Below are 25986 nucleotides of genomic sequence, written 5' to 3' on the forward strand. Positions count from 1 at the left end.
TGAATCAAACCGAAAGCATTGGCGTGCGTACACAATCGCAGAAATGTTTAATGCTAACTCACCTAAATCATCAAAACTATGACAAATCAGTCCAAACCGTTAAACAAAATACTGCGTGGCCTTCTACAAAATTCCACCAGGTATAGCGTAATGGCGCTTTTTTGTGGCGCTTTGCTAATGAGCTGTTCATCAGGAGACAGTGAAAATAATGCAACTGAATCACAGGAGCAATCCGGACTGGCACATCAGCAGGAGCAGGCTCCTGTAGAGGATGATGGCAAAGGTATAGGACCTGTTTCTTCTATAGAGCTGAGCGCGGACATCGACGATGCTTTGGCTGCTGAGGGGAAGACAATTTTTGAAGGGAAATGCTCTGCCTGCCACCAGCTCACCGACCAGAAAATTGTGGGCCCAGGCCTACTGGGCGTTACCGAGAAGCGCAAGCCGGAGTGGATTATGAACATGGTGATCAACCCCGAGGAGATGACCAAAAAAGACCCCACTGCCAAGAAGCTGCTAGCTGAGCACCTGACGCAAATGACGAATCAGAACATCAATGAAAAGGACGCGAGAGCCATACTGGAGTTCTTAAGATTGAATGACCTCCAGGCACAAGGTAAGTAAATCAAACCCTGAATTATATGGAAGTACTAGGCCACAAAATCAAAACGATAGCACCCAAGCTTGGCGTGATGTGTACGCTGCTGGCTGGTGCGGTACTGCAGGGATGTGGAGGAGGAGAAGGAGGTCAGAAATCAGACACAGTCGACGCTGATGCTGCTTCAGCTATTTATGTACCACCAGGACAACACGATGAGTATTACTCCTTCCTTTCCGGAGGTTTCAACGGGCAGGTGTCTGTTTTCGGTCTTCCTTCGGGCAGGCTGTTGAAGATCATACCTGTCTTTACCCAGTTTGCCGAAAACGGGTATGGCTACAACGAAGAAACGAAAGCCATGTTGATGACCTCGCACGGTTTCGTGCCGTGGGATGACCTGCACCACCCCAAACTATCACGGACCGATGGTATGGCGGATGGCAGATTCCTGTACGTGAACGGCAACAACACGCCACGCGTGGCTAAAGTAGACCTGACTACTTTTGAGACCGTGGAGATCATGGAGATTCCGAACTCGGCCGGTAACCACTGCTCGCCATACCCGACCAACAACAATGAGTACATTCTGGCAGGTACGCGCTTCTCTGTGCCGATAGACACGGATAAAGCAGGTATGGGAGACGCATCCATTGATGAGTATGAAGACAAATTCCGAGGCTCTATCTCTTTCATTAAAACGAATGAAAAGGACGGCCACATGGAGCTCGACTTCCAGGTGCTCGTGCCCGGTTTTGACTACGATCTGGCCAACGGGGGCAAGGGTCCTTCTGAAGACTGGGTGTTCTTCACCACTTACAACACCGAGAAATCCCGCACATTGAAGGAACTAGGGGCTTCGCAGAATGACCGCGACTACCTGGCGGCCATCAACTGGAAACTGGCTGCCAAGTATGCCGCCGAAGGAAAGGCGAAAGAGATGCCGGCCAACTATTACCACAACATCAAGGACCACAACTCGCACATCGCCAAGTCAAACGTGATCAAGAAGGTGCGCTACCTGCTGCCGGAAGAATGTCCGGGCATGATGTACCTGATCCCGGCGCCTAAGTCGCCACACGGCATCGACGTGGATCCGACTGGCGAGTACATGGTGGTGAACGGAAAGCTGGCCGCCACGCTGCCTGTTTTCTCTTTCTCTAAGATGCAGAAAGCGATCGAGAACAAGGACTTTGACGGCGAGGTGAACGGTATACCGGTGTTCAAGTATGAATCCGTGCTGTATGGAGAGGTACAGGAGCCAGGCCTTGGACCGTTGCACACCGAATTTGACGGCAAAGGCAACGCTTACTCGACCATGTTTGTGTCGTCGGAAGTGGTGAAGTGGAATGTAAAAGACCTGAAGGTGCTGGACAGAATGCCGGTTTACTACTCGCCCGGTCACCTGATGATTCCGGGTGGTGACACGAAAGAGCCGGATGGCAAGTATTTGGTGGTGATGAACAAGATCACCAAAGACCGCTACCTGCCTACGGGACCTGAACTGCTGCACTCCGCCCAGTTGATCGATATCAGCGGGGACAAGATGCGCATGCTCCTCGACTTCCCGACCGTGGCGGAACCGCACTACGCACAGGCCATTAAAGCTGACATGGTAGCGCCAAACAGCGTCAAGTTCTACAAACTGGACGAGAACACGCATCCCGAGGCGGTGAAGAAGGAATCTGACGCCAAGGTGACACGGCAGGGCAGAACGGTGAAGATCAACATGACCTCCATCCGAAGCCACTTTACGCCGGACAACATCGAGGGCGTGCAGGTGGGTGACACTGTGATCTTCCACGTGACGAATCTGGAGCAGGACTGGGACGTGCCACACGGCTTTGCGGTGATGGGCGCCAACAACGCCGAAACCCTGATCATGCCGGGCGCTACACAGTCGTTGCGCTGGGTGCCGAAGCAGCCGGGTGTGTATCCGTTCTATTGTACCGACTTCTGTTCTGCCCTCCACCAGGAAATGCAGGGCTACGTGCGGGTATCGCCGAGAGGATCTAACGTGCCGATCAAGTTCTCTACCGGCGAAAAACGGCCGGTACCTCCGGCCCAGGCAAGCGCTAACTAATCATAAAGGATAGTAAAGGACAGCGGAGTTTGTTAAAACCAGGCTTCGCTGTCTTTTTATAGCTTCAAACCAAAAGGAAAAGATGAGCTTATACCTGAGAATACTGATGGTAGTGGCAGCTTTGTCACTTAGTACACTGTTTTTCCTACCGATGTGGAAGATATACCTGGAAGCTCCGCAATACCCGGAGGGGCTGGAGCTGCACATCTGGATAAACAAACTGGGCGGCAGCTCGGAAAGCGTGCTGCAGAATTTTAATATTCTCAACCACTACATCGGTATGGAGCCAATCCACGCCGATTCGTTTGCCGAGTTGAAGTATATGCCTTATATTGTCATTTTCTTCATGGTGACCGGCGTGATCGTGGCGCTGCTTGGAAAACGGAAGCTGGTGCTGTACTGGGTTTTGCTGCTGGCCATTGGAGGTGCTGTCGGCGTCGCCGATTTCTATTACTGGCTGTATAAGTTTGGTACCAACCTGAGCCCCGAGGCTCCCATCAAAGTTCCGGGCATGACGTACATTCCGCCCTTGCTGGGCCACAAAACACTACTCAACTTTAATGCGCTCTCGCTGCCTGCCTGGGGGAGCATCGGCATCTTCCTGGCTATCGTCCTCGGCGGACTCGTATACCTCTTAAGCAGGCGTAAAATCAATTCCACTTAACCCTTAAATCTTCGACATGTTACACAAGACCACCCTTTACACACTGAGCCTCCTTCTCTTGCTAATTGGAGCGGCGGGCTGCTCAGTGGAGCCAAAGCCTGTGCCATATGGAGAGGCCAACTGCACGCATTGCCAGATGACTGTGTCGGACAACCGCTACGGCGCTGAATTGGTGAACGACAAAGGCAAGGCCTTTTATTTTGACGCGGCCGAGTGTCTGGCGGCTTATGTGATAGAGCAACCGGAAATTGGCGACAAGGCGGCCTACCTGCTGGTAACGGACTTCACCAACCCCAATACCCTGATTGAGGTAGAGAAGGCGCATTTTCTGCAGACCACCGAGCTGCCCAGCCCCATGGGCATGTTCCTGTCGGCCGTGGCAGACGAAGTGGCGGCCACTAAACTGCAGGAGGAGTATGGTGGTAGAATCCTGAAATGGGACGGTGTTAAACAAGCGGTAAAGAATAATGAAAGACCCCAGTAAACAGATTAAGGTATGGACAGCCTATACCTTGGTGTTTCTGCTGACGAGCCTGCAGGCGGTTGGCGGCACCCTGAAGGTCTGTTCCACCTGTGCCTATACCTCCGTGAAAGAGGCAGTCAGGCAGGCGAAAGCCGGCGACGTGGTGCTCGTGGATGGAGGCGTGTACCAGGAGTCAGGTATAGAGATTACCCAGCCCATCCGCCTGATCGGGCGCAACAACCCGGTGATAGACGGCAACAATACCGGGCAGATCATCACGGTGTCTTCTGACAATGTCACGATACAGGGCTTCACGCTGCAAAATGTGGCCACCAGCTATACCCGCGACGATGCCGCGATCCGCGTCAGGCAGCAGAATAACATCCAGATTCTCAATAACACCATCCTGAAAACCTACTTTGGGATCTACCTGCAATACTCCGACGGCATTGTCATCAAAGACAACGTGGTGGTGGGCGAGCACCTGGACCGAAGCGAGTCGTCGATCGGCAACGCCATCCACCTGTACTATACAGACAATGTGCAGATCATCGGGAACGAGGTGCAGGGCCACCGGGACGGCATCTACCTGGAGGCGGTGAAAAACAGTAAGGTAGAGCGCAATACCAGCCACGGCAACAAACGCTACGGCATGCACTTCATGTTCTCGGACGGAAACGCCTATAGCCATAACACCTTCCGCAAGAACGGAGCCGGGGTGGCTGTAATGTATACGACGAACGTCCGGATGGAGCATAACACCTTTGAGGACAACTGGGGCGCCGCCTCATATGGGTTACTTCTGAAAGAGATAAACAACAGCTTTATTTACAACAACACGTTCCGGCGCAACACCACCGGTATACACATGGAGAGCTCGAGCCGGCTCGACTTCAAAAACAATGACTTCGAGCGTAACGGCTGGGCGATAAAGCTCATGACCACGTGCATCGATGATACGTTCCGGCTCAACAATTTTACGGGCAACTCCTTTGACATCAGCACGAACGGAAATGCGCAGCACAACTACTTTGAGCACAATTACTGGGACAAATACACTGGCTACGACCTCGACAAAAATGGGGTAGGGGATGTGCCCCACCGCCCGGTCAGTTTGTATGCGATGCTGGTGGAGCGGGTGCCGCCTTCGGTGATGCTGATGCGCAGTTTTATGGTCGACCTGCTCGACAACATGGAAAGAGTTTTGCCGAGTATCATCCCCCAGAACCTAGTGGATGAACGGCCGCTAATGAAGAAAACAGATCATGATAACAATAGAGAATTTGTACAAGTCCTACGGCAAACTGCAAGTGCTCCGTGGCGTGAGCGTTGAGCTTGTGAAAGGTAAAGTGATATCGATTATTGGCCCGAACGGCGCAGGAAAAACCACCATGAGCAAGTGCATTCTGGGTATGGTGCTGCCCGATAGCGGCGACATCCGGATAAATGGTGAGAGTGTGCTGAAGAAGCACGCCTACCGCAGCCAGATCGGCTACATGCCCCAGATTGGCCGCTACCCCGAGAACATGAAGATCCGGCAGGTGATCGAGATGATCCGCGACATCCGCAAAGAGGCCACCGTGGATGATGAACTGATTGGGCTATACCGGCTGGAGGAGATGTATGACAAAAAAATGGGCGCCCTCTCTGGTGGTACGAAGCAGAAAGTGAGTGCGGCACTGGCCTTCCTATTCGACCCGCAGGTGCTTATCCTCGATGAACCAACCGCCGGTCTGGACCCTTTTGCCGCCGAGATCCTGAAAAGCAAAATCCTGAAAGAGAAGAAGAAAGGCAAGCTGATCCTGATCACCTCGCACATCATGAGTGAACTTGAAGAAGTGGCCGACGAGGTCCTTTGCCTGGTAGATGGGGCCATTATGTTCTACGAAACGATTGCCGACCTGAAGGCGCAGACACAGGAAACCCGCCTGAGCCGTGCAGTCGCTAAAATGATGAATGGAGGAGCTGCCCTATGAACAAGATCATCAAATACGTGCTTTACGACATCGTGCGCAGCAAAATTGTGGTGGCCTATACCTTGTTTCTCCTGCTGCTCTCCATCGGCCTCTTCAACCTGGGCGGCAGCCCCGACAAGGGCCTATTGAGCCTGCTGAACCTGGTGCTTTTGACCGTGCCTTTGATCAGCATCGTCTTTGCCACCACCCACTTCTACAACTCCTACGAGTTCATGGAGCTTTTGGTCTCCCAGCCCATCCGCCGCTCGCGCATCTTTTTGAGCGAGTACTGGGGCGTTTCGCTCTCGCTCTCGGCGGCCTTCCTGCTGGGGGTGGGGGTGCCGGTGCTCCTGTTCGCCCCCGGCGCCACGGGCCTGTACCTGGTGCTCACGGGCCTGTTCGTCACCTTCATCTTCGTGGCCCTGGCCTTTTTGGCCTCGGTCATCACGCGCGATAAAGCGAAAGGGATAGGTATAGCGCTGCTGCTCTGGTTCTACTTTGCCCTGATCTACGACGGCATCGTGCTCCTGATCCTCTACTCCTTCGGCGACTACCCGCTCGAGTACGCCACCCTGGCCCTGACGGCCCTCAACCCCGTGGACCTGGGGCGGGTGATGGTGCTTTTGAACCTGGACGTGTCGGCCATGATGGGCTACACCGGCGCTCTCTACAAGAGCATCTTCGGCAGCGCCTGGGGCGTGGGCATCGCCTTCCTAGTGCTCCTGCTCTGGGTGCTCGTGCCCCTGCTCACCTCCAGAAGGGTGTTTCAAAAACGGGATATTTAGCACAGGTATAGGATAGCGCTGATCTGAAATATACTCCATAAAAAATCCCCGTCCTGCGATGGATGGGGATTTTTTATGCTCTTGCCTATTGCTGATTTGATGTGTCCGTAGTTGAGACCGTGTCTACGTCAAAGGCTGCCGAGTCGCCCTCCATATCTAGCTGTGGGCTTATTTCTTCACCAGCTCCAATTTCCACGCTTTCATCCATCGTTTCGGTGTTGCGGTTATCCGCATCCCCGGCCGTGTCGTGTGTGGTATTGTCACTACTGCACGAAAAAAAGAACACACCGGCTAACATGATCAGTATCTTTTTCATAGTCGCATCTATTGGTTTGAACTATCTAAAACGAGTTTAAAACGCCTTCGTTTCAAAGTATGTGGATGAAAACCAGTTAAAACACGATATCGAGTTACAAAAAAACCGTCCTGCTCAGGGGCTTAGGCTCATGAACAGAACGGTTCGGAAAGTTAGATCACTTATTTACACATTATCAGCCGCGTACCACTCCGCAAAGGACTTTTCCGTTTCCCAAAGCTTGAGGCTGTGCAGTTCTGCCTGCTGTGGCAGCAAGGGGTGCAGCCTTTGTTTGAAGTCCAGCAGCATGTTCTCGCAGGTTGGCTGAAAAGGAGTGAGCACCAGTTTGTGGTTCAGGTGCCGCAATGCCTCTACCAGCTCAGACGGCGCATCCTCGCGCAGCAGCAGCGCATGGTCAATCGGGTCGATGATGGTTTCCTGCACGATCTTTTTGAGATCCTTGAAGTCCATCACCATGCCGTCATTCGGGTGCATTTCGTTCACGATTGGAGTGCCGATGATGGTGACTTCCAGCCGGTAAGAATGCCCGTGAATGTTGCGGCAACCACCCTTGTAATTCTGCAGGGCGTGTGCGGCTTCAAACGTGAACAGGCGGGTTAAACGTATTTTGCTCATGTGCTGCTATACCTTTTGATTTGCCACTTGCAGCTGGCCTTCCGCCTCCAGTAGTTCCTCCAGCATCTGCATGCGTTTCTCGAGCTGGTCTTTGAACAGTGTCGGCACCAGCTCTTTGTAGTAGGCTATACCTTGCTGCAGGTTCTGCCAGAAACTCTGCAGGTATTTTTCCTGCTTATCGGTCATGGTTTCCTGCAGCTCGGCCTTTTTGTTCTTCCAGTACTGCACATACATGTTGAGCTCGTTGATGAACACATGCGGGCGGTAGGTATTGTTGAGCACATTCACGCGGCCATAGATGTGGTCGACCATCTCCTGCAGCTTGAAAATATTAGAGAAGTAAGCCAGGTTCGGACCCGGGCAAATAGCGATGGGTCTGGAAGCGACGGCTTTTCTGGCTATACCTAGTTTGACCAGAGCGGTATTGGCCAGCCCTTCGCAAAGGCACTCCTTCTCCAGCACTTTGGCTTCCCTTGTTTTGTATTCCGCTTCCGTCAGGCCTAATCCCTGCAGCTCCACCAACTTGTTGCGCTGGTATTTGCGGGAGGCGGTGCAGATAGGCTCTTTCGTGAAATCAGTGTTAGACACCAGGTGCTTCTTTTCGCACGGGCTGCCCGGCTTTCCTTTTTCGATGCGAGCTAGTGTGAGCGCCTCAGAACTGGTGCCACGGAGGGAGTTGAACGGTACGCCCAGCGGGGAGATCGGGCTCAGGTATAGGTCTTCTTTTTTCGCGCGCGCCAGCTTCTCCATGGTTTCCGCATCCACCGTAGTGGCTTCGGGTACGAGCAAAAAAGGTGTGCCCCAGCCGGCGGCGTCCATACCGTAGTGCTCCAGCAAAAAGCTGTGTTCATCTGCTGTGCCGATGCCGCCCTGCACCGTGATGTGCATGGTGGGCGCCTTGTCAGGTATAACATAGCCTTTGGCTGCAAGGCTGCTGCTGAACAAGGTATAGAGCTCGTCCTGCATGGCCTGGCGGTTCTGCCTGAACTCTTCCAGAATCGGGCCGAGCAGGTAGCCGTCGGTAGCAAAGGCGTGGCCGCCGCAGTTCAGTCCGGACTCGATACGAAACTCCGACACCCAAATGCCTTTTTTTGCCAGTATCTTTCCCTGCACAAAGGCCGAGCGGTAGTCGCTTACTTTAATCACCACTTGCTTTTGCAGGAAGCCGTTTTTATCCGGGAAGAAGCAGGGGAACTGCTCGAGGTAACTGTAGAGGCGCATGTTCATACCTGCCGAAAAGATCACCGAAGCATGCACCGTGCTTTTTGCAAAACCACGCAAGGCCGCCAGGGCGTCGGAATATTCCGAAGGCAGCGGGTTGCCATCTTTGTCGTAATTGGTTTTGTCTAGCTTGGTCATGATGTTCACATCGATGCTTCCCGGTACCACGGCTTTCCTAAGCTCATCCTGCATGATCTTTTTCAGTTCCGGATTGCTGGTCTGCAGCATTTTTCGGTACATAGCCTTCAGCGGAGTATTGTCAGGCAACAGCAGGAAATACTTGGTCAGGCGCGACTCCGAATCAAAGGGCTCTTGTTTCAGCGCCTCTACCTGCAGCTTCACGATGCGGTCGGCCAGGTTCAGGTAAGCCGTGATGCGGCGGGCGCGGTAGTCCTCTTCTTTCGTCGTAATGGGCGTGAACGGCTCCTGGTATACCTGGCTGTAGTACTCGCGCATCTGCTCGATCAGGGTGTCGTCGCTGAGCGAGACAACCGACGAAATACCATACTGCGCCACTTTCATGGGCGAGTCGATGGAAAAGGCCAACCCCATAACCGGGATGTGGAAGGTGTGCGGTGTGTTTTTAATCATGAATGTAAGTGTGGTATCGGTTTGATTTTGTTTTACTTTATGCCCTTTCTGTCATTTCGACTGAAGGGAGAAATCTGGAGCTTTCGCCTCCCTGGTGCCAGGTATAGCATTGTAGTGGCTGTAGCAATTCGCCTGCTATCATTTTCAGGGTCGGGGAGGGGTTAAAGCCCCCTTCGCTTCATCTCCGCCTCCAGCAACCTCAATTCTCTACCCATTTGCCCGGCAATCGATGTATTCTCCTCCGCCCGCCGGATCATGTAGGGCAGGGTGGTGGCCACGTCGCCGTAAGGCAGGTATTTGGACGCGTTGTAGCCTGCACTGGCCAGGTTGTAGGTCAGGTTGTCGCTCATGCCGTAGAGTTGCGAGAAGTGGATACGCTTATGGTGATCGGCTATACCTTGACGGTTGATCTGGTTGACGAGGTAGCGGGTGCTGGCCTCGTTGTGCGTGGCGGCGCAAAGCTCCACACGGTGCAGGTGCTGCAGGCAGATGTCAATGGCACCGTCGAAACTGCGGTCGGTGTCGGCCTTCACAGTAAAGACCGGACAAGGATAACCCTGCGCAGCAGCCCGTTCCTGCTCTTTCTCGATGTAGGCCCCGCGCACGATCTTGATGCCCAGTATCACGTCATAGCCTTCGCTTCTTTTGAGCAAATCAGTGAGGTAGGCGATACGGTCGGTGCGGTACATTTGCAGCGTGTTGAAGATCACGGCACGGCGCTCGTTGTAGCGCAGCATCATCTTCTCGGCCAGCTCGTCCATGGGCTGTTGCAGCCAGCTCTCCTCGGCGTCAAGATATACCGTGATGTTGGCTTCGTAGGCGGCCTTGCAGATTAGGTCCAGGCGATTCTCTGTTCGCTGAAAAGCGGCCTGTTCTTCTGAAGTCAGCGGCGTGCCTTCCTGCAGTTTTTCAAATATCTCACGGGAACCTATACCTGTCAGCTTTACGCTGATGTAAGGGATCTCGCCTGTTACTTTCGCCAGCCGGATGTTGCGCATGATCTCGTCGAGCACGTGGTCGAAACCGGCTTCGTCCTCCTTGGCCTCGGCGGCGTAGTCGAGCACGGTGTATACCCGGGCATTGGCCATACGGCGGATGGCGCGCTGCGCCTGCTGTGCTGTTTCGCCCCCGCAGAAGTGGCTGTAAATGGTGCCCTTTACCAGCCCCTTAATCGGAAGCCCTAATTTGATAGCCCAGATGGAGGCGATGCCGCCCAGCTTGACCAGAGTGGGTTTGCCCATCATCTTGAAAAGGAAGTGGGCGAGTTTGAGCTCTTTGTCCGTCTTGGTGCTAAAGGCGATCTTCAGGTCGTTCGGATCGAAGGTGCTGGTCGGTTTTACAGTGGTCGTATTCATGCGTGTTGCATTTCTTCGGATGGATGTGTTTCTGATTCAGGTATAGCAGATTGTTTAGCCAGTAAAGTGCGGCGCAGCGGTACAGTTAACCGGGCAATGCCCGGCATTGTTTTAGATGAAGAATGGGCGCGTGGGCTCCCATAAATCCGTTGCAGCATGGCACGACAATTTAAGCTTGGATGAAGGCACAAGTTAGGTCCGATCCCACACCGCAGAAATGAGCATCGTTAGTCTAAATAATGACATAGATCATTTTCTATGCTTTTGTTTTTACAGCTGATTTAAGGTGTGTTAAATATTGAAAGCGAGTGACTTAAATCATTTTATGTAGGGTGGGAAAAGGGTAGAATTGCATGAAATTTAATTTAAACCCATGAATACCCCCGATTCACTCACACCTGAACTTATCAATCCGCTGACGTACCAGAGTTACAGGAAGCTGATGGAGGAATATGTAGCCAAAGGACTGACCACAGGACCAGAGCAGACCGAAGAGCGCATCGCTTTTACCAAGCTTAACCTGCAGCGCATGAAGCGCGTGGAGAAGCAATTCAAAATAGATCCGGAGTTGCTGACAGCCCTGCAACAGCCGCGTACGGAGTGGCATTGGATCGTGTTGGTAGAGTCGTGGTGCGGGGACGGTGCGCAGCAGCTGCCGGCGCTGGCCGCCATTGCCGAGGCCGTGCCCACCATCGAGCTGACCATCATTCTACGCGACGAAAACCCGGCCTGGATGGACACCTGCCTCACCAATGGAAGCCGTGCTATACCTAAGTTGATCTGCCTGAACGCCGAAACGAACGAGCGGCTCTTTACCTGGGGGCCGCGGCCGCTGGCCATACTGGAGGAGTTGCTGCAGTTCCGGGAGAAATACCCGAACGCGGCGAAAGAAGACATTCATACCTTGGTGCACACCCTCTATGCCCAGGACCGCAGCCGAGCGCTGCAGCAGAATTTGCTGCGGCTGGTACAGCATACCTTGACTGTGAAAGAAGGGGAGCAGGAGGTTGTGTCTTAGCTTTGCCCGGTGCTTTTAGCAAAGGCCTTTTAAGCAGCGTGTGAATAGACGAAGGAATTTTGACATACAGTCAAAGGACAAAAGATGTGTGATCTGTAGCATCTGGCACCATGCGACTTTTGTCCTTTGTTAAACAGTTAGTAAAACCCTTAAAAAACTTACTATGAAATTGATGATTATGGCCATTTTGCTGGCTAGCCTCACCTCGATGTGTGGCACAGAGCGCGATCTGGAAACAGAGCATACCGAAGTGATTCACGAAGAGCATCCGCAGGAGCTTGCCCTGAACGGCACCGAGCGCTGGAAAGCCGATGAGCCAACCAACCGTCACATGGCCCAGTTACAGGGTATGGTACAGGAGTTCAACGCACAGGCAGAGCATACCTCAGCGGGAGCTTACAACGATCTGGGTCAGGCCATGAAGGCGGAGATGCAACAGCTTTTCAAGGACTGCCGCATGAAGGGACCCGATCACGACATGCTGCACGTATACCTGATGCCGCTGGTGGAGGACGTGAACCTGCTGGCCGGCAATGACGAGCATCAGTCAGAAGAAGCCTTTGCACGGGTGAGTGCACGACTGAAGGAATATAACCAGTACTTTGAATAAACGATGACAGAGGTCAGGGAAAGGCTGCAGCAGCTACCACACATTGAACAGGATACCCTGATGCGGGCGCGGCTTGCGCTGGGGTATTTTGTGCTGGTGGCCATGCTGGGCCTTTTTCTGCGCTGGCTCATGGTGTCGCCCATTGTGGGCATCAACTTTAAATATTTCCTGCACGCGCACTCGCATGTGGCTTTGCTAGGCTGGCTCTACTGCGCCTTTTTTGCGGCGCTGCTTTACATTTTTCCAGCGGTGACGGCTGAGGCTCGAAAGTCCTTCCGACGGCAGTTTTTCCTGACGCAGGTATCGGTGCTGGGCATGCTGTTCACGTTCCCGGTACAGGGCTATGCGCTCTTTTCCATCATCTTCTCGACGATGCACATTCTGCTCAGCTACTGGTTTGCCCGCAGCTACTGGCGCCATGTGCAGCTGAATGTCGACACCGGCACGCACACCACTTCCCTGAAATACATCGGGGCGGCCTTGCTGTTTATGGTGGTGTCTTCCATCGGTCCCTGGGCCATGGGGCCGATTATGGCGAAAGGCATCATTGGCGGCGAACTCTACTACTCGGCCATCTATTTTTACCTGCACTTCCAGTACAACGGCTGGTTTACCTTTGCCGTGCTCGGCTTGCTGTTCTGGTTTCTGGAGCGCCACCACATTGCGTTCAACCGCCGCTGGGCTATGCGGGCTTTCTGGCTCCTGGCGCTGGCCTGTCTGCCTGCCTATTCGCTGTCGGTGCTCTGGACCCAGCCTGCGGACTGGGTATACGCCATCGGGTATGTGTCGGTAGCCATGCAAGTGGCGGGCCTGCTATACCTGGCAAAAGTAGTGTGGCAGGTATGGGTAGAAACCGTGCTGTTGCTCAAGCCCTGGGTGCGGGCCTTGGTAGGTATGGCGCTGTTCTTTTTCGTGCTGAAACTGGCCCTGCAAACCGCCTCCGCTTTCCCGTACATGGCCGACCTGGCCTACAAACTCCGCTACTTCATCATCGGCTACCTGCACCTGTCCCTGCTCGGTTTTGTTTCGCTCTTCGTGCTGGGCTTCCTGTTGCAGCAAGGCCTCTACCGAATGGGCAGGTATGGCGGTATCGGGCTGGCGCTTTTCCTGATGGGCTTTTTCGCTACGGAATTAATACTGTTCGGGCAGGGCACCCTGCTCTGGCTGGGGCTGAGAGCTTTGCTTGATTTCAATTGGCTGATGTTCTGGGCGAGTGTGCCCATGCCGCTGGGGTTGGGGATGTTGTTTTTGGGGCAAAAGGGGTTGAGGGTGAGTGGGGTGGGAAGGATTGTCTGAATCAGGGTTTACGGGATTAATTATGTAAATAAGCTGCAAACTAAATCACAAGTTCGGTCTTAGCGTAACTTGTGACTTAGTTTGCAGCTTAAAAGAGTTCTCGTTATTTAATTGCATTCCATACTTTATTGGAAGAATTAACTATCTGTAACGGATGTGTTCTTAAATTATGCGAGGCGCAACACTTCTTATGTAGCATGTTAAAGATATTATTACCAAAACAGGCTTTTATTTTAGGCTGAACAACATCTTTTATACTTTTTACCACTGCCACATGGACACTTATCATTTCGTCCAGTCTTTTTCTTCTTACTAGGCATAGTTGGGGAATTGAACTTACCGTTAAAGTTTTGGGATGTGGGTAAATCTTTGACAAGCTCATCCATTTCGGCTGAGTGAACCCACTTATAACATAAGTTTATTCCTAATTTTATCTTTGGGGTATTTGGTCCAATACATAAGCCATACCAAGAGTTTGTTTTTTGAGCATATTTTCTAAGTCGGCAGTGGGAATCTAGGCGGGATATTGCAACAGATGGATGGTCATTGTTACAATGAATTATCAAACCAAAGTCAGAATCAATGAATGTTTGCGTAAACGAATGGTTTTGGCCATCTTCTTTACACAACTTAATAATGCGAGATATCCCATCATTTAACATTTCAATAGCTTCACTACTTATTGAAAGCAGCATAAACCCTAAATCTACAACAGATGGATCTTCAAGATTATTAATTTCTTTAATTAATTGGTCAAAAGGGGTGCCCTCATATTTAGTTAAAATACCTTCGGGTGTAGAGATACCCTGTATTCCCTCTCGTCTAGTAAGCATTGCAAGATCAAGCTCAACAGACAAATCATCTTCAAGATGCATCATTGAATACTGATCATCCATCCAAAGATTGTTTTTAAGATGGTGAGATAAGATTGTTAGCTCGTGAGTAGAAAAAATTTTATCACCGTAAGATGTTCTTCTATTGATATAACTTAGTAGATGTAGTGGAGACTGCAACATCTCAGTCATAACGTCAAGCAAAAAGACGTCCATTACAAATGGTGATTTTATTATTTCAGTTGTATTGAACTTTAAAAACTGTCTTGCTTGGAAAGAAAGTGCTGGATAATGCTCAGAGATAATACAGAATGGATAAATTTCTTTGAATTCTCGTTTGATATCTAGTTCGTTTCCTTGGTTATCATAGAGCTTATGATTTTTATCAATCAATAAATCTGAGCATAAAAATGCTTGATCATAAGCATTCTGAACAGCCTTTTTAAAATCATCTTGTAAGACATTGTCATTACCCTTACGTGCCGCGATTGTGAGCTTCTTCGATTTCGCCTGTAATACAATAGCTCTATTAGCAAATACTACTAATACATCAATTTCACCAGCTAACGTCTTTTTAGAAGTATAAATGTTGACATTTAAAAATACTCTATTTGCTCCGAACACAAGTTTTAAGCGCTCCGCAGAAAATGCTTCAGCAAATTCACCGCGGTGCTGCATTGCAGTTTGTCTGTATTCTTTGTCATCGTGTAACCAGAAAAATGGAGTTTCATAAAGTGCCTGCATTAAACTGTATATTTGAAACAGCAAATATTCTTCTCCTGGTAATTTGATTATTGGGTATGCATTTTTAGGGTTGAAGTCATCTAAAGAATTGAATTCATATAAGTCGGTTGACACAAACGATTCAAGTACATTTCTTACAGTACTAATTTCAATATTTGCAACTTTACTTACTTCCTCTGCGGTAAATTTGAAAGCTGAAAGAAAACTCCTCTCATCTGGATGCTTATCCATCAACTGAAGCATTTCAAAATTGAGCTTTACGTTTTGGAGAAGCTGGATAGAAGTTACAACATCAATAGCATGCTGTATTGAGAATCCCTTCTTCACTAGAAACCAGTCATTATCATTGTGATATTTTAAGTATGAAAGATCTCTGTGTTGAAAGTGATATGCAGATTCTCCCCCATAGAATATAGGTTCTCTCAATAAAGCGCCTTTATTAAACGGATTAAAGTCTTTATCTCCTAGCATATCAGGATTAAAGATATCTTCCATAGTGGGCATCATGGATTGATGAAGCTCTTTCAATAAGATATCTGTTGTACTTATTAGGTAGTTTAAGACATCAAGTGGGGGCAATTCTGTATTTAGATTTCCTTTGCAGGCGAGTCCTATTAGAGTTGATATTTCTGTTCTAATTAATTTATCAGAAGAAAGTTTCTCTAAAATATCATTTGCAGTTACTGTATCACCATGCTCTACTGTATTGTCACGAAAACATAAGTATGCAATAGCATGAACATAACCGGGAGAAGCACACAATTTAGCTAAATCAGAGAATACTTCAGATTCTTTTCTTCGTTGTTTTACCATAAGGTATTCTAAATGAAATTGTAGGAAATTTATAAATACTATATCATTTATGCACGTTTATTAATACTACTTAGAGTAGTCTCCAAGACATCAAAATGGTATAAATGCAAAGCTAGTGTTGTGTGTTATCCTTTTTCTGAGTCTCCCTTGTACTTACCATCTGCATTTAAAGAAACTAATATAGCCCTTTTCCTATAATCCCCTATTACCCCCCAAACAAAAAAAACAGGAGCGCCTAGACCCAGACGCTCCTGTTTCATTTCCACTCAACTCTCTCAACTACACCCCAAACTATTCCCACAATTCAGGCACTTGTAGCACGTGCCCGAGCGGATGGTGATGTGGCCGCAGACGTTGCAGATGGGGGCGTCGCCCATCATGTTGGCCAGCACCTGTTGGGTCTGTTCCAGTAGCACAGTGCGGCTCTGCGACACCAGGGTATAGCCATTGGCTTTCACGTCGGTGACGGGCTTGGGCTGGGCCGCTGGCTTTGTGACGGCAGGTATAGCCGCGGCGACGGGCGGGGCAGGGCTTTCTGTTTTCTCACGCGGCACATGCACCAGGTCTTCGCGCTGCAGGTACTCGTAGCCGAGGAGGCGGAAGAGGTAGTCGAAGACCGAGGTGGCCGACTTGATGTTGGGGTGCTCCACACGGCCCGCTGGCTCGAAACGGGTAAAGGTAAAGCGGTTCACAAACTCTTCCAGCGGTACGCCATACTGCAGGCCCAGCGACACCGAAATGGCGAAACAGTTGAGGATGGAGCGGAACGAGGCGCCCTCCTTGTACATGTCGATGAACACTTCGCCGAGCTCGCCGTTCGGGTACTCGCCCGTACGGATGTACACGGTGTGGCCGTCAATCTTGGCTTTCTGGGTGAAACCGCTGCGCTTGTCGGGCAGTTTGCGGCGCTCCACCATGTGGGCCAGCTGCTTGCGGAACGGCTCGCTGGCGGCGTCCTCCAGAATAGCTTTGGCTGCCTGCAATACCTGTTCGGCACTTATGCTGTTGTCGGTCTGCGGCGTTTCCGCATCTGGTGCTTCGTCGATTTCTGCTTTCTTGCTACCCGACGAGAGCGGCTGCGAAAGCTTGCTGCCGTCGCGGTAAATCGAACAGGCTTTCAGGCCCAGCTCCCACGACAGGTAGTAGCAACGGGCCATCTCTTCGCGGGTGGTTTCGTTGGGCAGGTTGATGGTCTTGGAGATGGCCCCCGAAATGAACGGCTGCACCGCCGCCATCATCTGGATGTGGCCCTCGGGCTTGATGAAACGCTTGCCTTTCTGGCCGCACTTGTTGGCGCAGTCAAACACAGGGTAATGCTCGGGGCGCAGGTAGGGAGCGCCCTCGGTGGTCATGGTGCCGCAGATGTAATCGCTGGCTTCTTCTTGCTGGGCATAGGTATAGCCGAGCACTTTCAGCAAATTGAAATCGGGCTGTTGGTACTGCGCAGGTGCAAAGCCGAGTCGCTGCAAGGTAGCCTCGCCCAGGGTATAGATGCTGAACAGCGAGGCCACATCATAGGCCGTCGGCAGGGCCGCTTCCAGTTTCTCCATCTCTGCCTTGGTAAAGCCTTTTTCGAGCAAGGATTTTTCGTTGATGTGCGGAGCGCCCTTGAACGTAGCGTGGCCTTTGGCGTAGTTCACGATGGCCTGCAGCTCGGCTTCGGTATAGCCCAGTTTGCGCAGCGCTGCAGGTATAGACTGGTTAATGATTTTGAAATAGCCACCACCCGCCAGCTTCTTGTACTTCACCAGCGCAAAGTCCGGCTCCACGCCCGTCGTGTCGCAGTCCATCAGCAAACCGATGGTGCCCGTCGGGGCGATGACCGTGGCCTGCGCATTGCGGTAGCCGTGCTTTTCACCCAGCTCCAGGGCCTCGTCCCAGGCCTGGCAGGCGGCCAGGTATAGGTAGTCGGGGCAAAGGGCAGGTTCGAGGGGATGGGCAGGTATAGAAAGTTGGTCGTAGGCTTCGGGTTGGTTGTAAGCGGCGGCGCGGTGGTTTCGGATGACGCGCAGCATGGCTTCTGCGTTGGGTTTATACTTCGGAAAAGCACCCAGTTCGGCGGCCATCTCGGCAGAGGTCGCATAGGAAGTACCCGTCATGATTGCGGTGAGCGCGGCGGCTACTGTGCGGGCTTCGTCGCTGTCGTAGGCGAGTCCCTGCACCATCAGCAAAGCGCCGAGGTTGGCATAACCCAGGCCGATGGTGCGGTAATCGTAAGAGCGCTGCGCCACTTCTTCGGAGGGAAACTGCGCCATTAGCACCGAAATCTCCAGCACTACTGTCCACAGGCGGCAGGCGTGGCGGTAGGCGGCCACATCAAAGGTCTGGGTGGCTTCATCGAAAAAGCGGATCAGGTTGAGCGAGGCCAGGTTGCAGGCCGTGTTGTCGAGGAACATGTACTCTGAGCACGGGTTGGAGGCGCGAATCGGCCCCTCGGCGGGACAGGTATGCCACTCGTTAATAGTGGTGTCGAACTGCAGTCCCGGGTCGGCGCAGGACCAGGCCGCGTCGGCAATCGTGTCCCACAACTCACGGGCAGGTATAGCCTGCATGATTTTGCCGTTGGAGCGGGCGCGGAGGTGCCAGGGCTCGTTGTGTTGCAGGGCCTTGAAAAAGGCGTTCGGCACCCTTACCGAGTTGTTTGAATTCTGTCCCGACACGGTTTGGTAGGCTTCGCCGTTGTAGTCCGAAGAGTAGCCCGCCGCAATCAGGGCCGCCACTTTTTTCTCTTCTTCTTTTTTCCAGTTGATGAAGTCCACCACCTCGGGATGGTCGAGGTCGAGGCACACCATCTTGGCCGCCCGCCGCGTCGTGCCACCCGACTTAATCGCCCCCGCCGCACGGTCGCCAATCTTCAGGAACGACATCAGCCCCGAAGAGGTGCCGCCCCCCGCCAAAGGCTCGTCCTTGCCCCGAATGTTGGAGAAGTTGGTGCCCACGCCCGAGCCATACTTGAAAATGCGCGCCTCCTGCACCCACAGGTCCATGATACCGCCTTTGTTCACGAGGTCGTCGTCCACAGCCAGTATAAAACAGGCATGCGGCTGCGGACGCTCGTAAGCCGAAGTCGACTCGCGCAGTTTGCCCGTGTCGGGGTCTACATAATAGTGTCCCTGCGCCTTGCCCTTTAGTTTATAGGAGTTGTAGAGGCCCGTGTTAAACCACTGCGGCGAGTTGGGCGCGGCATACTGCCCGAGGAGCATGTACACCAGTTCGTCATAGAACGCCTGCGCGTCATCGGTGCTTTTAAAATAGCCATACTTTTCACCCCACGAGCGCCAGCAATCGGCCAGGCGGTGCACCACCTGTTTCACCGATTTCTCGGGGCCTTTGCTGCCGTCGGGCTGCGGCACGCCCGCTTTGCGCAGGTACTTCTGGGCGAGTATGTCGGTGGCAATCTGCGACCACTGGGCAGGCACTTCCACATCCTTGATCTCGGCAACAATGCCCCCGCTTGGGTCACGGATGGTGGAGGACCGTGTTTCGTAGTCGAACAAGGTATAGGGGCTCTCACCTGACGTGGTAAAAAAGCGGGGGACGGGGATTCCTCTGCTTTTTGTTTTCTCTTTTTTCATAAAACGGGTTTAGGGTTAATGGGTTGGTTATTAATCATTTATAATTGATGTATGGCACAAATAAATGGTTTCATAAATATATCAGAAAAATATTTAAGAAAAAAAGACCTTTTTATCTTTTATTTTGTTTTCCTAACGTATACTTTTACATCGGCAATCATTTACAACCATTAATCTACAAAAAAAAACACCATGGAAACCATAGAAAAATTAGACGTAACAGTACTGGAGCCACGCATGAAACACCCGACCATTTTCCAGTGGTTTGACAACCTGAATGGCGGTGAAGCTTTCGTGATTCACAACGACCACGACCCGAAGCCACTCTACTACCAGTTGCTGGGAGAGCGCGGCAATACCTTTAAGTGGGAGTACCTGTTGCAAGGCCCGGAGATCTGGGAAGTGAAGATTTCAAAACTGACACAGGAAGAAGGAGAGACCGTAGGCGAGCTGGTGGCCAAAGACTACCGCAAAGCGCAGGTGTTCAAAAAATACGGCATCGACTTTTGCTGCGGCGGCAAAAAATCGCTGAAGCAGGTGTGCGAAGAAAAAGGCATTAACCCCGATGTAGTAGAAAACGAATTGAACGCTATACCTGAGACAGGCAGCGCCTCTACACGCGGCAACGAATACGAGAAGTGGGACCTGGGCTTCTTGGGCGACTACATCGTGAACATGCACCACAGCTATGTGCGCGAAGCCATACCTACCCTCTACGAATACACCACCAAAGTAGCCCGCGTGCACGGCAGTCGTCACCCGGAGGTGGTGGAAGTAGCCAAGCACTTTGTGAACATCGCCAACGAACTGGAGGCCCACATGCCGAAAGAAGAGCGTGTGCTGTTCCCGTTCATCAAGCAAATGGCAGAAGCCAAGAAAAACGGCGTGAAGATAGACCGTCCCGCTTTCGGCAGCATCCAAAACCCGATCAACATGATGGAGATGGAGCACGAGGCAGCTGGCGACGAACTGGCCGCCATCCGCACCCTTACCAACGACTATACCCTGCCAGCCGACGCCTGCGCCACATATAGAGTCATGTTCTCAAAACTCCAGGAGTTCGAAGAAGACCTGCACCGCCACATCCACCTCGAGAACAACGTGCTCTTCCCGAAAGCGCTGGAGCTGGAGAAAGAGGTGCTGAAGTAACCCCACCCCGGCTCTCCTCTAAAAACAGGGGAGGGAGTTTGAGAACGATTAACCCACCCCTGCCCCTCCCAAGAGGGGAATTATCGTGCAGAGTAGTCCCCCTTGGGGGTAGGGGCCCTCGACAAAGAAGGGGGCAGGAGGATGACAATCGTGCACAGGTATACAATAAGCTACTGCGCTTATGCCTGAAGAATAGTAACAACAGAAAATTCCCCTCTTGGGAGGGGTAGGGGTGGGTTTACAAAGATGAGTAAACTCCCCTTAAAGTAAGAACAAAGAATGACAACTCTTCCCAACTCCCCCTCCTGTTTTAGGGGTAGGGACCCTTGAAAAAAGGAGGGGGTCGGGGGGAGGTAAAACACTACCACTATGACAACTGCAACAAAACCAAAACCACTGAAACGGGACAAGAGCCTGGTACCGCTTTCACGGGAGCACCATTTCGGGCTGCTGTTCTGCTGGAAGCTGAAACAAGGTATAGCCAACGGCGCTCCCTTTGAGCTGATGCGCCAGTACATCCAGTATTTCTGGAGTAACATTCTGAAAGCCCACTGCCAGGAAGAAGAAGTAATCGTGAAACGACTTTTGCATCAGGATGATGTAAACTCGGTCCGACTGCACGAAGAGCACCAACTGATCGAGGCCATCATCGAACTGATCAACGAGCAGAAAAATCTGAATACTTCGCTCATCGCCACACTGCAACAGGATTTGACCGACCACATCCGTTGGGAAGAACGCGAGCTGTTCCCCTACCTGCAAACCGTGGCCGATCCGGAGGACTTGGCTGATGTGGGCAGGCTGTTAGAGCATGACCTGCAGGAGCCGAAAGACGAGTTTTTGCCGGCTTTCTGGGAAAACAAAAAGGTAGCCTAGCCATGGAGCTGTCTGCCACCACACGCATCTCGACCATTCTGCGGGAAAACCCTGCGGCGATAGAGGCCATCGTGTCGATTAACAAGCACTTTGAAAAGCTGCGCAACCCCGTGCTGCGCAAGGTGCTGGCGTCGCGCGTGACCATTGCCGATGCCGCCCGAATTGGCAAGTGCCGGGTGGAGGATTTCTATGAAAAGCTGGAACCGCTGGGCTTCAGCATCGCCTCAAAAACAAGCCACAACAAACGAGCTATATCCATGGAGACCGATGTGCTGGAAAAACCCGCCTTTATGGCGAACCTAAAGCAGGAAAGTGTCCTCGTACTGGACGTGCGCGACACCATTGCCAAAGGCGATGATCCGTTTCTTCGGATCATGGATGCGGTGAACAAGCTGGACACCGAGCAAGTGCTCTGCATCGTGAACACCTTCGAGCCCATTCCTCTGATCGCCATCGTGCGCCCCAAAGGCTTCGATTACTACACCGAAACATTGGGTCCGAACCTGGTGAAAACCTATTTCAAGAGACAAAGTGCAGGAGGACAGGTAGAAGTTAAGGAGGCAGCTACAGCGGAAAACTTTGATGAACTCTTGGCCAGGTATAGCGGCAAGCTGCAGGAAATAGACGTGCGCCAGATGGAGATGCCGCAGCCGATGGTCTCGATCCTGGGAGCGCTTGAAACGCTGCCTCAAGACGAGGCACTGTACGTGCATCACCGCAAAGTGCCGCAGTTCCTGCTGCCGCAACTAACAGAGCGGGGCTTTCAAGTGAGCATCAAAGAGGTGGGACCGAACGAGGTATACCTGTTGATCTATAGATAGACTCCTTTATAGACGAATGCTGTCTTTTCGGGTGACTTTTGTCATTCGAATTGGCTGGAGAAAGCCTGAATTTTACATATAGGAGTTTGGGGAACGATTGTCATCCCCTTGCCCCCTTCAAAGGGGGACAATCGCAGATATAATTTTCTATTGAGTAAAATTTATTTGGATTAAAGATCAAAGAATCGACTACACGAATACCTGCTAATTGGCATTACAAAAAAGTCCCCCTTTAAAGGGGGCAGGGGGATGACAATCGTGCACGAAATCTACCTCTGGTGCAGGGGTGGGTTAATCATTCCCCGAAAAAAATAACTATAAACGACCAAACACATGAGCGCCGCAACTGTATCCAACTCACCCTCCAAATGGCTTGTGCTGCCGCACTATGCCTTTGCGGCGGTGTCCTTTGTGGTGCTGTGCCTGCTGCTGGTTTTCTCAACCGATGCTTTTGGCGGACACTACTTCCATCCGAAGCTACTTACCCTCACACACGTGGCGGCGCTTGGCTGGGCGACCATGATCATTTTCGGGTCGGTGTACCAACTGCTGCCGGTCGTGCTGGAGGTGCGGCTTTATAGCGAAAAACTGGGCACGGCCGCCTTTGCGCTGCTGTCGACAGGTACCGTGCTGCTGACGATCTCCTTCTGGAATTTCTGGGTGGGCACCATCATGCACATAGCGGCTTGTCTGCTTTTTATAGCCTTTGTGCTCTTTGCCACCAACGTGGTGCAGACGGCCCGGCAGGTAAAGAAATGGGGCATAGAGGCGGATTTTATGGTGACCTCCGTGGTCTGGCTGGTGGCGACCGGTTTGGTCGGTGTGTTGATGGTCTTCAACTTTCAGTACCCGTTTCTGCCGCAGGACCATGTGCATTACCTCAAGCTTCACGCGCATATCGGTATGGCAGGCTGGTTTCTGCTGCTGATCGTAGGCGTGGGCTCTAAGCTGATTCCGATGTTCCTGCTCGCTCATCCCGAAGATAACCGGAGCCTGCACTGGAGCTATTACCTGATCAACGGCGGACTGGTGCTTTTCGCGGCCGATCACCTCTTTCTGCACACCGGGCTCTATGCGCTGTATGCGGCCATGGTCGTGTCAGGTATAGCTTGCTTCCTTTACTTCCTGAAACAGGCCAAGGGTATGGGCAAACGCCCGGACCTGGACCTGGGGATGAAGCAAACTTTTGTGGCGCTCACGCTCCTGATTCTACCCATAGTGCTGGTTTTTGTGGTGACGCTGCAGCTGGGCCTCCCGCAACGCTTGTTGTCGGCGCTATACCTGGTATATGGACTGTCGATCTTCTTCGGCTTTGTGTCAGCACTGATACTGGGGCAGACCTTTAAGACCCTTCCCTTCATCGTCTGGATGCACAGCTACGAAGACTATGTGGGCCGTTTCAAGACACCTATGCCAAAAGACCTGTATAGCGTAACACTGCTGCGCTGGCAAAATATCGCTTACCTGGTCGGGCTGGTGGGCCTGCTGGCGGGTGTGTTGCTGGCCGAGCAAAATATCATTTTGCTGGGAGCCGTGCTGTTGAGCGTAGCGTCGGTACTGTATGCGGGCAACGTGTTCAAAGTGCTGCTGCACAAAGTGAAGGACCTGAAGCCATTCGGCTATGAAAAGGCGGCAAAGGGGACGAATTAAATAAGGAAGGACTTAGAAATCGGGACTCAAAAGGCCATAAATTATGAAAACGCAGGAACAGGAGATCGTCAACGAAGCGTATGAGGCGCTCAAATACATCATCGACCCCGAGATCGGTATAAACATTGTGGACCTCGGTCTGGTATATAAAGTTACCCTGAAGGAAGACGAGGAGAAGCTACACATTGAACTGACGCTCACCACGCCGGGCTGCCCCATGAGTGGCACCATCACGACGGCGGCTGAGCAGATGCTGCACAAGCGCTTCCCGAATCTGGATACTAAAGTGGAATTGGTATGGCTTCCGCCGTGGACGCCGGATATGATAAGTGAGGAAGGAATGCGACAATTGGGAAATACCTGATAGATTTGCACCCCCGATTTAAGACAAGGTTATGCTTTCGAAAACAACAGAATACGCCCTGCGGTCTATCGTCTACATTGCGATGGCTGATGCAGAAGGCAAGCGCGTAGGAATAAAAGAGATAGCCAACGAACTGGAGTTGCCCGCCCACTTTATGGGCAAAATCCTGCAAGATATGGTGCGCAAAGGCGTCATCGCCTCCATCAAAGGACCCAATGGCGGATTTTTTCTGCATCGCCCGGCCGACGAGATTAGTATACTGGAAGTGGTGCGCCTGATCGATGGGCTGGAGGCTTTCAAGAAATGTGGCATGGGCATGAAACAGTGCTCCGATAAGCACCCTTGTCCGTTGCACGACGAAATTAAGGTATACCGCGACCATCTGTTGCAGGTGTTCCGCGACAAGACGATACAGAGCCTGGTTGACGACGTAAAAACCGGCAAATATTTCATTAAAAACCAACCCGAAGAAATGCTGAACGGCACAGTCCGCGGCATCGCTTAAAACTTTCTGAAACATAACATGACAGCGACCCTGACACAGGGTGCCTTCTCTGAAAAATTCAGGGCCATGCACCCTTTTGCACAAACCGGAGAGATTGCCGCCCTGCAGGAGGTTGTGGAAGAGATCCGGGAACTGAAGCGTGAGAAGAACGCAGTGATTTTGTCCCACTTTTACATGTCGCCCGAGTTGCAGGTGCACCACCAGGATGGAGGCATCGCCGATTTTGTGGGAGACTCGCTTGGCCTGAGCGTGGCTGCTAAAGGCGTGGAGGCCGACAACATCATTTTTTGCGGTGTGAAGTTCATGGCCGAGACAGCCAAGATCCTGAACCCGGCCAAACAGGTGCTGCTGCCGAGTTTTGAGGCAGGCTGCTCGCTGGCCGAGAGCATCACGGGGGCCGATGTGCGTAAGCTCAAGGCGCAGTACCCGGGCGTGCCGGTGGTAGCCTACATCAACACCTACGCTGAGACCAAAGCCGAAGCCGACATCTGCTGCACCTCCCGCAATGCCCTAGACATCGCCCGTTCCTTCGACTCCGACCGTCTGATCTTCCTGCCCGACCTCTTCATGGGCCGCAACCTGCAGACCCGCATCAAAGCCGAAACGGGCAAAGAACTGATTCTGTGGGAAGGCAAATGCGAGGTGCACGAGCAGTTCACGCCGCAGCGCATCAACGGACTCAAAATGATGTACCCCGAGGCGCAGGTGTTGGTGCACTGGGAGGTGCCCGACGACACAGTAGCCGACGCCCTGACGGGTGCTGGTGGTGTGGTAGGCAGTACATCCGACATTCTTCGTTTTGTAGGCGAGAGCAAATCGCGTCAGTTCATACTGGGCTCGGAGTGCGACCTGGGCGCCACCCTGCGCGGCATGTACCCGGAAAAAGAATTCATCGTGCCCTGCATCAAATGTCCGCACATGAAACAGATCACGATCCAGCGCACCCTGCAGGCCCTACGGGCCATTGGCACCGAATCGGAGCGCCTCTTTAGGGTAGATTTAGAAGAGGACATTCGTGAAAAAGCGCTTTTGCCGATCGAACGGATGCTGACCTTTTCATAGGAAAAGGAAGCTAGTCAGTCAAGCAAG

23 protein-coding genes are annotated in these 25986 nt (G+C 52.0%); 17 read left to right on the top strand and 6 right to left on the bottom strand.

Going from position 1 to position 25986, the window contains the following annotated elements; translation table 11 throughout:
- The first annotated feature begins 78 nt into the window (after positions 1–78).
- The 7 genes from B0B12_RS00790 (at position 79) to B0B12_RS00820 (ending at position 6545) form a co-directional block, all read left to right on the top strand.
- On the top strand, positions 79–624 hold the full coding sequence (locus tag B0B12_RS00790) for a c-type cytochrome (RefSeq protein ID WP_076665618.1): 546 nt from the start codon (positions 79–81) through the stop codon (positions 622–624).
- Between the two features lie 17 nt (positions 625–641).
- Positions 642–2678, top strand: a complete 2037-nt coding sequence (gene nosZ / locus B0B12_RS00795) for a Sec-dependent nitrous-oxide reductase (RefSeq protein ID WP_076665619.1) — start codon at positions 642–644, stop codon at positions 2676–2678.
- An 82-nt stretch (positions 2679–2760) separates the two neighbouring features.
- Positions 2761–3342, top strand: a complete 582-nt coding sequence (locus B0B12_RS00800) for a hypothetical protein (RefSeq protein WP_076665620.1) — start codon at positions 2761–2763, stop codon at positions 3340–3342.
- A gap of 16 nt (positions 3343–3358) precedes the next feature.
- Entirely contained in the window at positions 3359–3826 is a 468-nt protein-coding gene (locus tag B0B12_RS00805) for a nitrous oxide reductase accessory protein NosL (protein ID WP_076665621.1), read from the top strand.
- Positions 3810–5138 (top strand): nitrous oxide reductase family maturation protein NosD, encoded by a 1329-nt coding sequence (locus B0B12_RS00810; RefSeq protein ID WP_076665622.1) that lies wholly within the window; start codon positions 3810–3812, stop codon positions 5136–5138. The genes B0B12_RS00805 and B0B12_RS00810 overlap by 17 nt, the downstream gene beginning before the upstream one ends.
- Positions 5071–5781 carry an ABC transporter ATP-binding protein gene (locus B0B12_RS00815; protein ID WP_076665623.1) on the top strand — a complete coding sequence of 237 codons (711 nt, stop codon included), beginning with the start codon at positions 5071–5073 and terminating at the stop codon, positions 5779–5781. The genes B0B12_RS00810 and B0B12_RS00815 overlap by 68 nt, the downstream gene beginning before the upstream one ends.
- Positions 5778–6545, top strand: a complete 768-nt coding sequence (locus B0B12_RS00820; protein WP_076665624.1) for an ABC transporter permease subunit — start codon at positions 5778–5780, stop codon at positions 6543–6545. The genes B0B12_RS00815 and B0B12_RS00820 overlap by 4 nt, the downstream gene beginning before the upstream one ends.
- A gap of 85 nt (positions 6546–6630) precedes the next feature.
- Here B0B12_RS00820 and B0B12_RS00825 read toward each other — a convergent pair whose 3' ends face one another.
- The 4 genes from B0B12_RS00825 to B0B12_RS00840 all read right to left on the bottom strand — a co-directional run bounded on the left by B0B12_RS00825 (position 6631) and on the right by B0B12_RS00840 (position 10643).
- The gene (locus B0B12_RS00825) at positions 6631–6861 is read right to left on the bottom strand and encodes a hypothetical protein (RefSeq protein ID WP_076665625.1); all 231 of its coding nucleotides are present in this window, start codon (positions 6859–6861) and stop codon (positions 6631–6633) included.
- A gap of 165 nt (positions 6862–7026) precedes the next feature.
- Positions 7027–7476 carry a 6-pyruvoyl trahydropterin synthase family protein gene (locus B0B12_RS00830; RefSeq protein WP_076665626.1) on the bottom strand — a complete coding sequence of 150 codons (450 nt, stop codon included), beginning with the start codon at positions 7474–7476 and terminating at the stop codon, positions 7027–7029.
- 6 nt (positions 7477–7482) lie between these two features.
- A complete protein-coding gene (locus B0B12_RS00835) occupies positions 7483–9288 on the bottom strand; it encodes a hypothetical protein (protein ID WP_076665627.1) in 1806 nt (601 codons plus the stop codon).
- A 161-nt stretch (positions 9289–9449) separates the two neighbouring features.
- Complete coding sequence (locus B0B12_RS00840) at positions 9450–10643, bottom strand: proline dehydrogenase family protein (protein WP_076665628.1); 1194 nt, start codon at positions 10641–10643, stop codon at positions 9450–9452.
- A gap of 373 nt (positions 10644–11016) precedes the next feature.
- Between B0B12_RS00840 and B0B12_RS00845 the strand changes: the two genes are divergently transcribed.
- The 3 genes from B0B12_RS00845 (at position 11017) to B0B12_RS00855 (ending at position 13567) form a co-directional block, all read left to right on the top strand.
- Entirely contained in the window at positions 11017–11661 is a 645-nt protein-coding gene (locus B0B12_RS00845) for a thioredoxin family protein (RefSeq protein WP_076665629.1), read from the top strand.
- Between the two features lie 163 nt (positions 11662–11824).
- Positions 11825–12271 carry a hypothetical protein gene (locus B0B12_RS00850; RefSeq protein WP_076665630.1) on the top strand — a complete coding sequence of 149 codons (447 nt, stop codon included), beginning with the start codon at positions 11825–11827 and terminating at the stop codon, positions 12269–12271.
- Positions 12272–12274: 3 nt separating this feature from the next.
- Complete coding sequence (locus tag B0B12_RS00855) at positions 12275–13567, top strand: hypothetical protein (protein WP_083704033.1); 1293 nt, start codon at positions 12275–12277, stop codon at positions 13565–13567.
- Between the two features lie 233 nt (positions 13568–13800).
- On the opposite strand, the gene B0B12_RS00860 is transcribed toward B0B12_RS00855, so the two are convergent.
- Both B0B12_RS00860 and B0B12_RS00865 read right to left on the bottom strand, forming a co-directional pair.
- Entirely contained in the window at positions 13801–15957 is a 2157-nt protein-coding gene (locus B0B12_RS00860) for an SEC-C metal-binding domain-containing protein (RefSeq protein WP_076665631.1), read from the bottom strand.
- 275 nt (positions 15958–16232) lie between these two features.
- Entirely contained in the window at positions 16233–19532 is a 3300-nt protein-coding gene (locus B0B12_RS00865; protein WP_076665632.1) for a vitamin B12-dependent ribonucleotide reductase, read from the bottom strand.
- A 192-nt stretch (positions 19533–19724) separates the two neighbouring features.
- Here B0B12_RS00865 and ric point away from each other — a divergent pair, with 192 nt between their 5' ends.
- The 7 genes from ric to nadA all read left to right on the top strand — a co-directional run bounded on the left by ric (position 19725) and on the right by nadA (position 25959).
- Entirely contained in the window at positions 19725–20681 is a 957-nt protein-coding gene (gene ric, locus B0B12_RS00870; RefSeq protein WP_076665633.1) for an iron-sulfur cluster repair di-iron protein, read from the top strand.
- A gap of 369 nt (positions 20682–21050) precedes the next feature.
- On the top strand, positions 21051–21557 hold the full coding sequence (locus tag B0B12_RS00875; protein WP_076665634.1) for a hemerythrin domain-containing protein: 507 nt from the start codon (positions 21051–21053) through the stop codon (positions 21555–21557).
- A 2-nt stretch (positions 21558–21559) separates the two neighbouring features.
- Entirely contained in the window at positions 21560–22378 is an 819-nt protein-coding gene (locus B0B12_RS00880) for a DUF2249 domain-containing protein (protein ID WP_076665635.1), read from the top strand.
- 333 nt (positions 22379–22711) lie between these two features.
- Positions 22712–24028, top strand: coding sequence for a hypothetical protein (locus B0B12_RS00885; protein WP_076665636.1), 1317 nt, complete (start codon positions 22712–22714; stop codon positions 24026–24028).
- A 43-nt stretch (positions 24029–24071) separates the two neighbouring features.
- Complete coding sequence (locus B0B12_RS00890) at positions 24072–24392, top strand: metal-sulfur cluster assembly factor (RefSeq protein ID WP_076665637.1); 321 nt, start codon at positions 24072–24074, stop codon at positions 24390–24392.
- A 31-nt stretch (positions 24393–24423) separates the two neighbouring features.
- Positions 24424–24897: an RrF2 family transcriptional regulator gene (locus B0B12_RS00895; protein WP_076665638.1), complete on the top strand. Its 474-nt coding sequence runs from the start codon at positions 24424–24426 to the stop codon at positions 24895–24897.
- 18 nt (positions 24898–24915) lie between these two features.
- Entirely contained in the window at positions 24916–25959 is a 1044-nt protein-coding gene (gene nadA / locus B0B12_RS00900; protein WP_076665639.1) for a quinolinate synthase NadA, read from the top strand.
- Positions 25960–25986: the final 27 nt, after the last annotated feature.

It is taken from the genome of Pontibacter indicus (genome assembly GCF_900156345.1).
GTDB lineage: Bacteria > Bacteroidota > Bacteroidia > Cytophagales > Hymenobacteraceae > Pontibacter > Pontibacter indicus.

Coding starts and splice junctions, on each gene's coding strand:
- B0B12_RS00790 (WP_076665618.1), top strand. CDS start 79: ATGACAAATCAGTCCAAACCGTTAAACAAAATACTGCGTGGCCTTCTA.
- nosZ (WP_076665619.1), top strand. CDS start 642: ATGGAAGTACTAGGCCACAAAATCAAAACGATAGCACCCAAGCTTGGC.
- B0B12_RS00800 (WP_076665620.1), top strand. CDS start 2,761: ATGAGCTTATACCTGAGAATACTGATGGTAGTGGCAGCTTTGTCACTT.
- B0B12_RS00805 (WP_076665621.1), top strand. CDS start 3,359: ATGTTACACAAGACCACCCTTTACACACTGAGCCTCCTTCTCTTGCTA.
- B0B12_RS00810 (WP_076665622.1), top strand. CDS start 3,810: ATGAAAGACCCCAGTAAACAGATTAAGGTATGGACAGCCTATACCTTG.
- B0B12_RS00815 (WP_076665623.1), top strand. CDS start 5,071: ATGATAACAATAGAGAATTTGTACAAGTCCTACGGCAAACTGCAAGTG.
- B0B12_RS00820 (WP_076665624.1), top strand. CDS start 5,778: ATGAACAAGATCATCAAATACGTGCTTTACGACATCGTGCGCAGCAAA.
- B0B12_RS00825 (WP_076665625.1), bottom strand. CDS start 6,861: ATGAAAAAGATACTGATCATGTTAGCCGGTGTGTTCTTTTTTTCGTGC.
- B0B12_RS00830 (WP_076665626.1), bottom strand. CDS start 7,476: ATGAGCAAAATACGTTTAACCCGCCTGTTCACGTTTGAAGCCGCACAC.
- B0B12_RS00835 (WP_076665627.1), bottom strand. CDS start 9,288: ATGATTAAAAACACACCGCACACCTTCCACATCCCGGTTATGGGGTTG.
- B0B12_RS00840 (WP_076665628.1), bottom strand. CDS start 10,643: ATGAATACGACCACTGTAAAACCGACCAGCACCTTCGATCCGAACGAC.
- B0B12_RS00845 (WP_076665629.1), top strand. CDS start 11,017: ATGAATACCCCCGATTCACTCACACCTGAACTTATCAATCCGCTGACG.
- B0B12_RS00850 (WP_076665630.1), top strand. CDS start 11,825: ATGAAATTGATGATTATGGCCATTTTGCTGGCTAGCCTCACCTCGATG.
- B0B12_RS00855 (WP_083704033.1), top strand. CDS start 12,275: ATGACAGAGGTCAGGGAAAGGCTGCAGCAGCTACCACACATTGAACAG.
- B0B12_RS00860 (WP_076665631.1), bottom strand. CDS start 15,957: ATGGTAAAACAACGAAGAAAAGAATCTGAAGTATTCTCTGATTTAGCT.
- B0B12_RS00865 (WP_076665632.1), bottom strand. CDS start 19,532: ATGAAAAAAGAGAAAACAAAAAGCAGAGGAATCCCCGTCCCCCGCTTT.
- ric (WP_076665633.1), top strand. CDS start 19,725: ATGGAAACCATAGAAAAATTAGACGTAACAGTACTGGAGCCACGCATG.
- B0B12_RS00875 (WP_076665634.1), top strand. CDS start 21,051: ATGACAACTGCAACAAAACCAAAACCACTGAAACGGGACAAGAGCCTG.
- B0B12_RS00880 (WP_076665635.1), top strand. CDS start 21,560: ATGGAGCTGTCTGCCACCACACGCATCTCGACCATTCTGCGGGAAAAC.
- B0B12_RS00885 (WP_076665636.1), top strand. CDS start 22,712: ATGAGCGCCGCAACTGTATCCAACTCACCCTCCAAATGGCTTGTGCTG.
- B0B12_RS00890 (WP_076665637.1), top strand. CDS start 24,072: ATGAAAACGCAGGAACAGGAGATCGTCAACGAAGCGTATGAGGCGCTC.
- B0B12_RS00895 (WP_076665638.1), top strand. CDS start 24,424: ATGCTTTCGAAAACAACAGAATACGCCCTGCGGTCTATCGTCTACATT.
- nadA (WP_076665639.1), top strand. CDS start 24,916: ATGACAGCGACCCTGACACAGGGTGCCTTCTCTGAAAAATTCAGGGCC.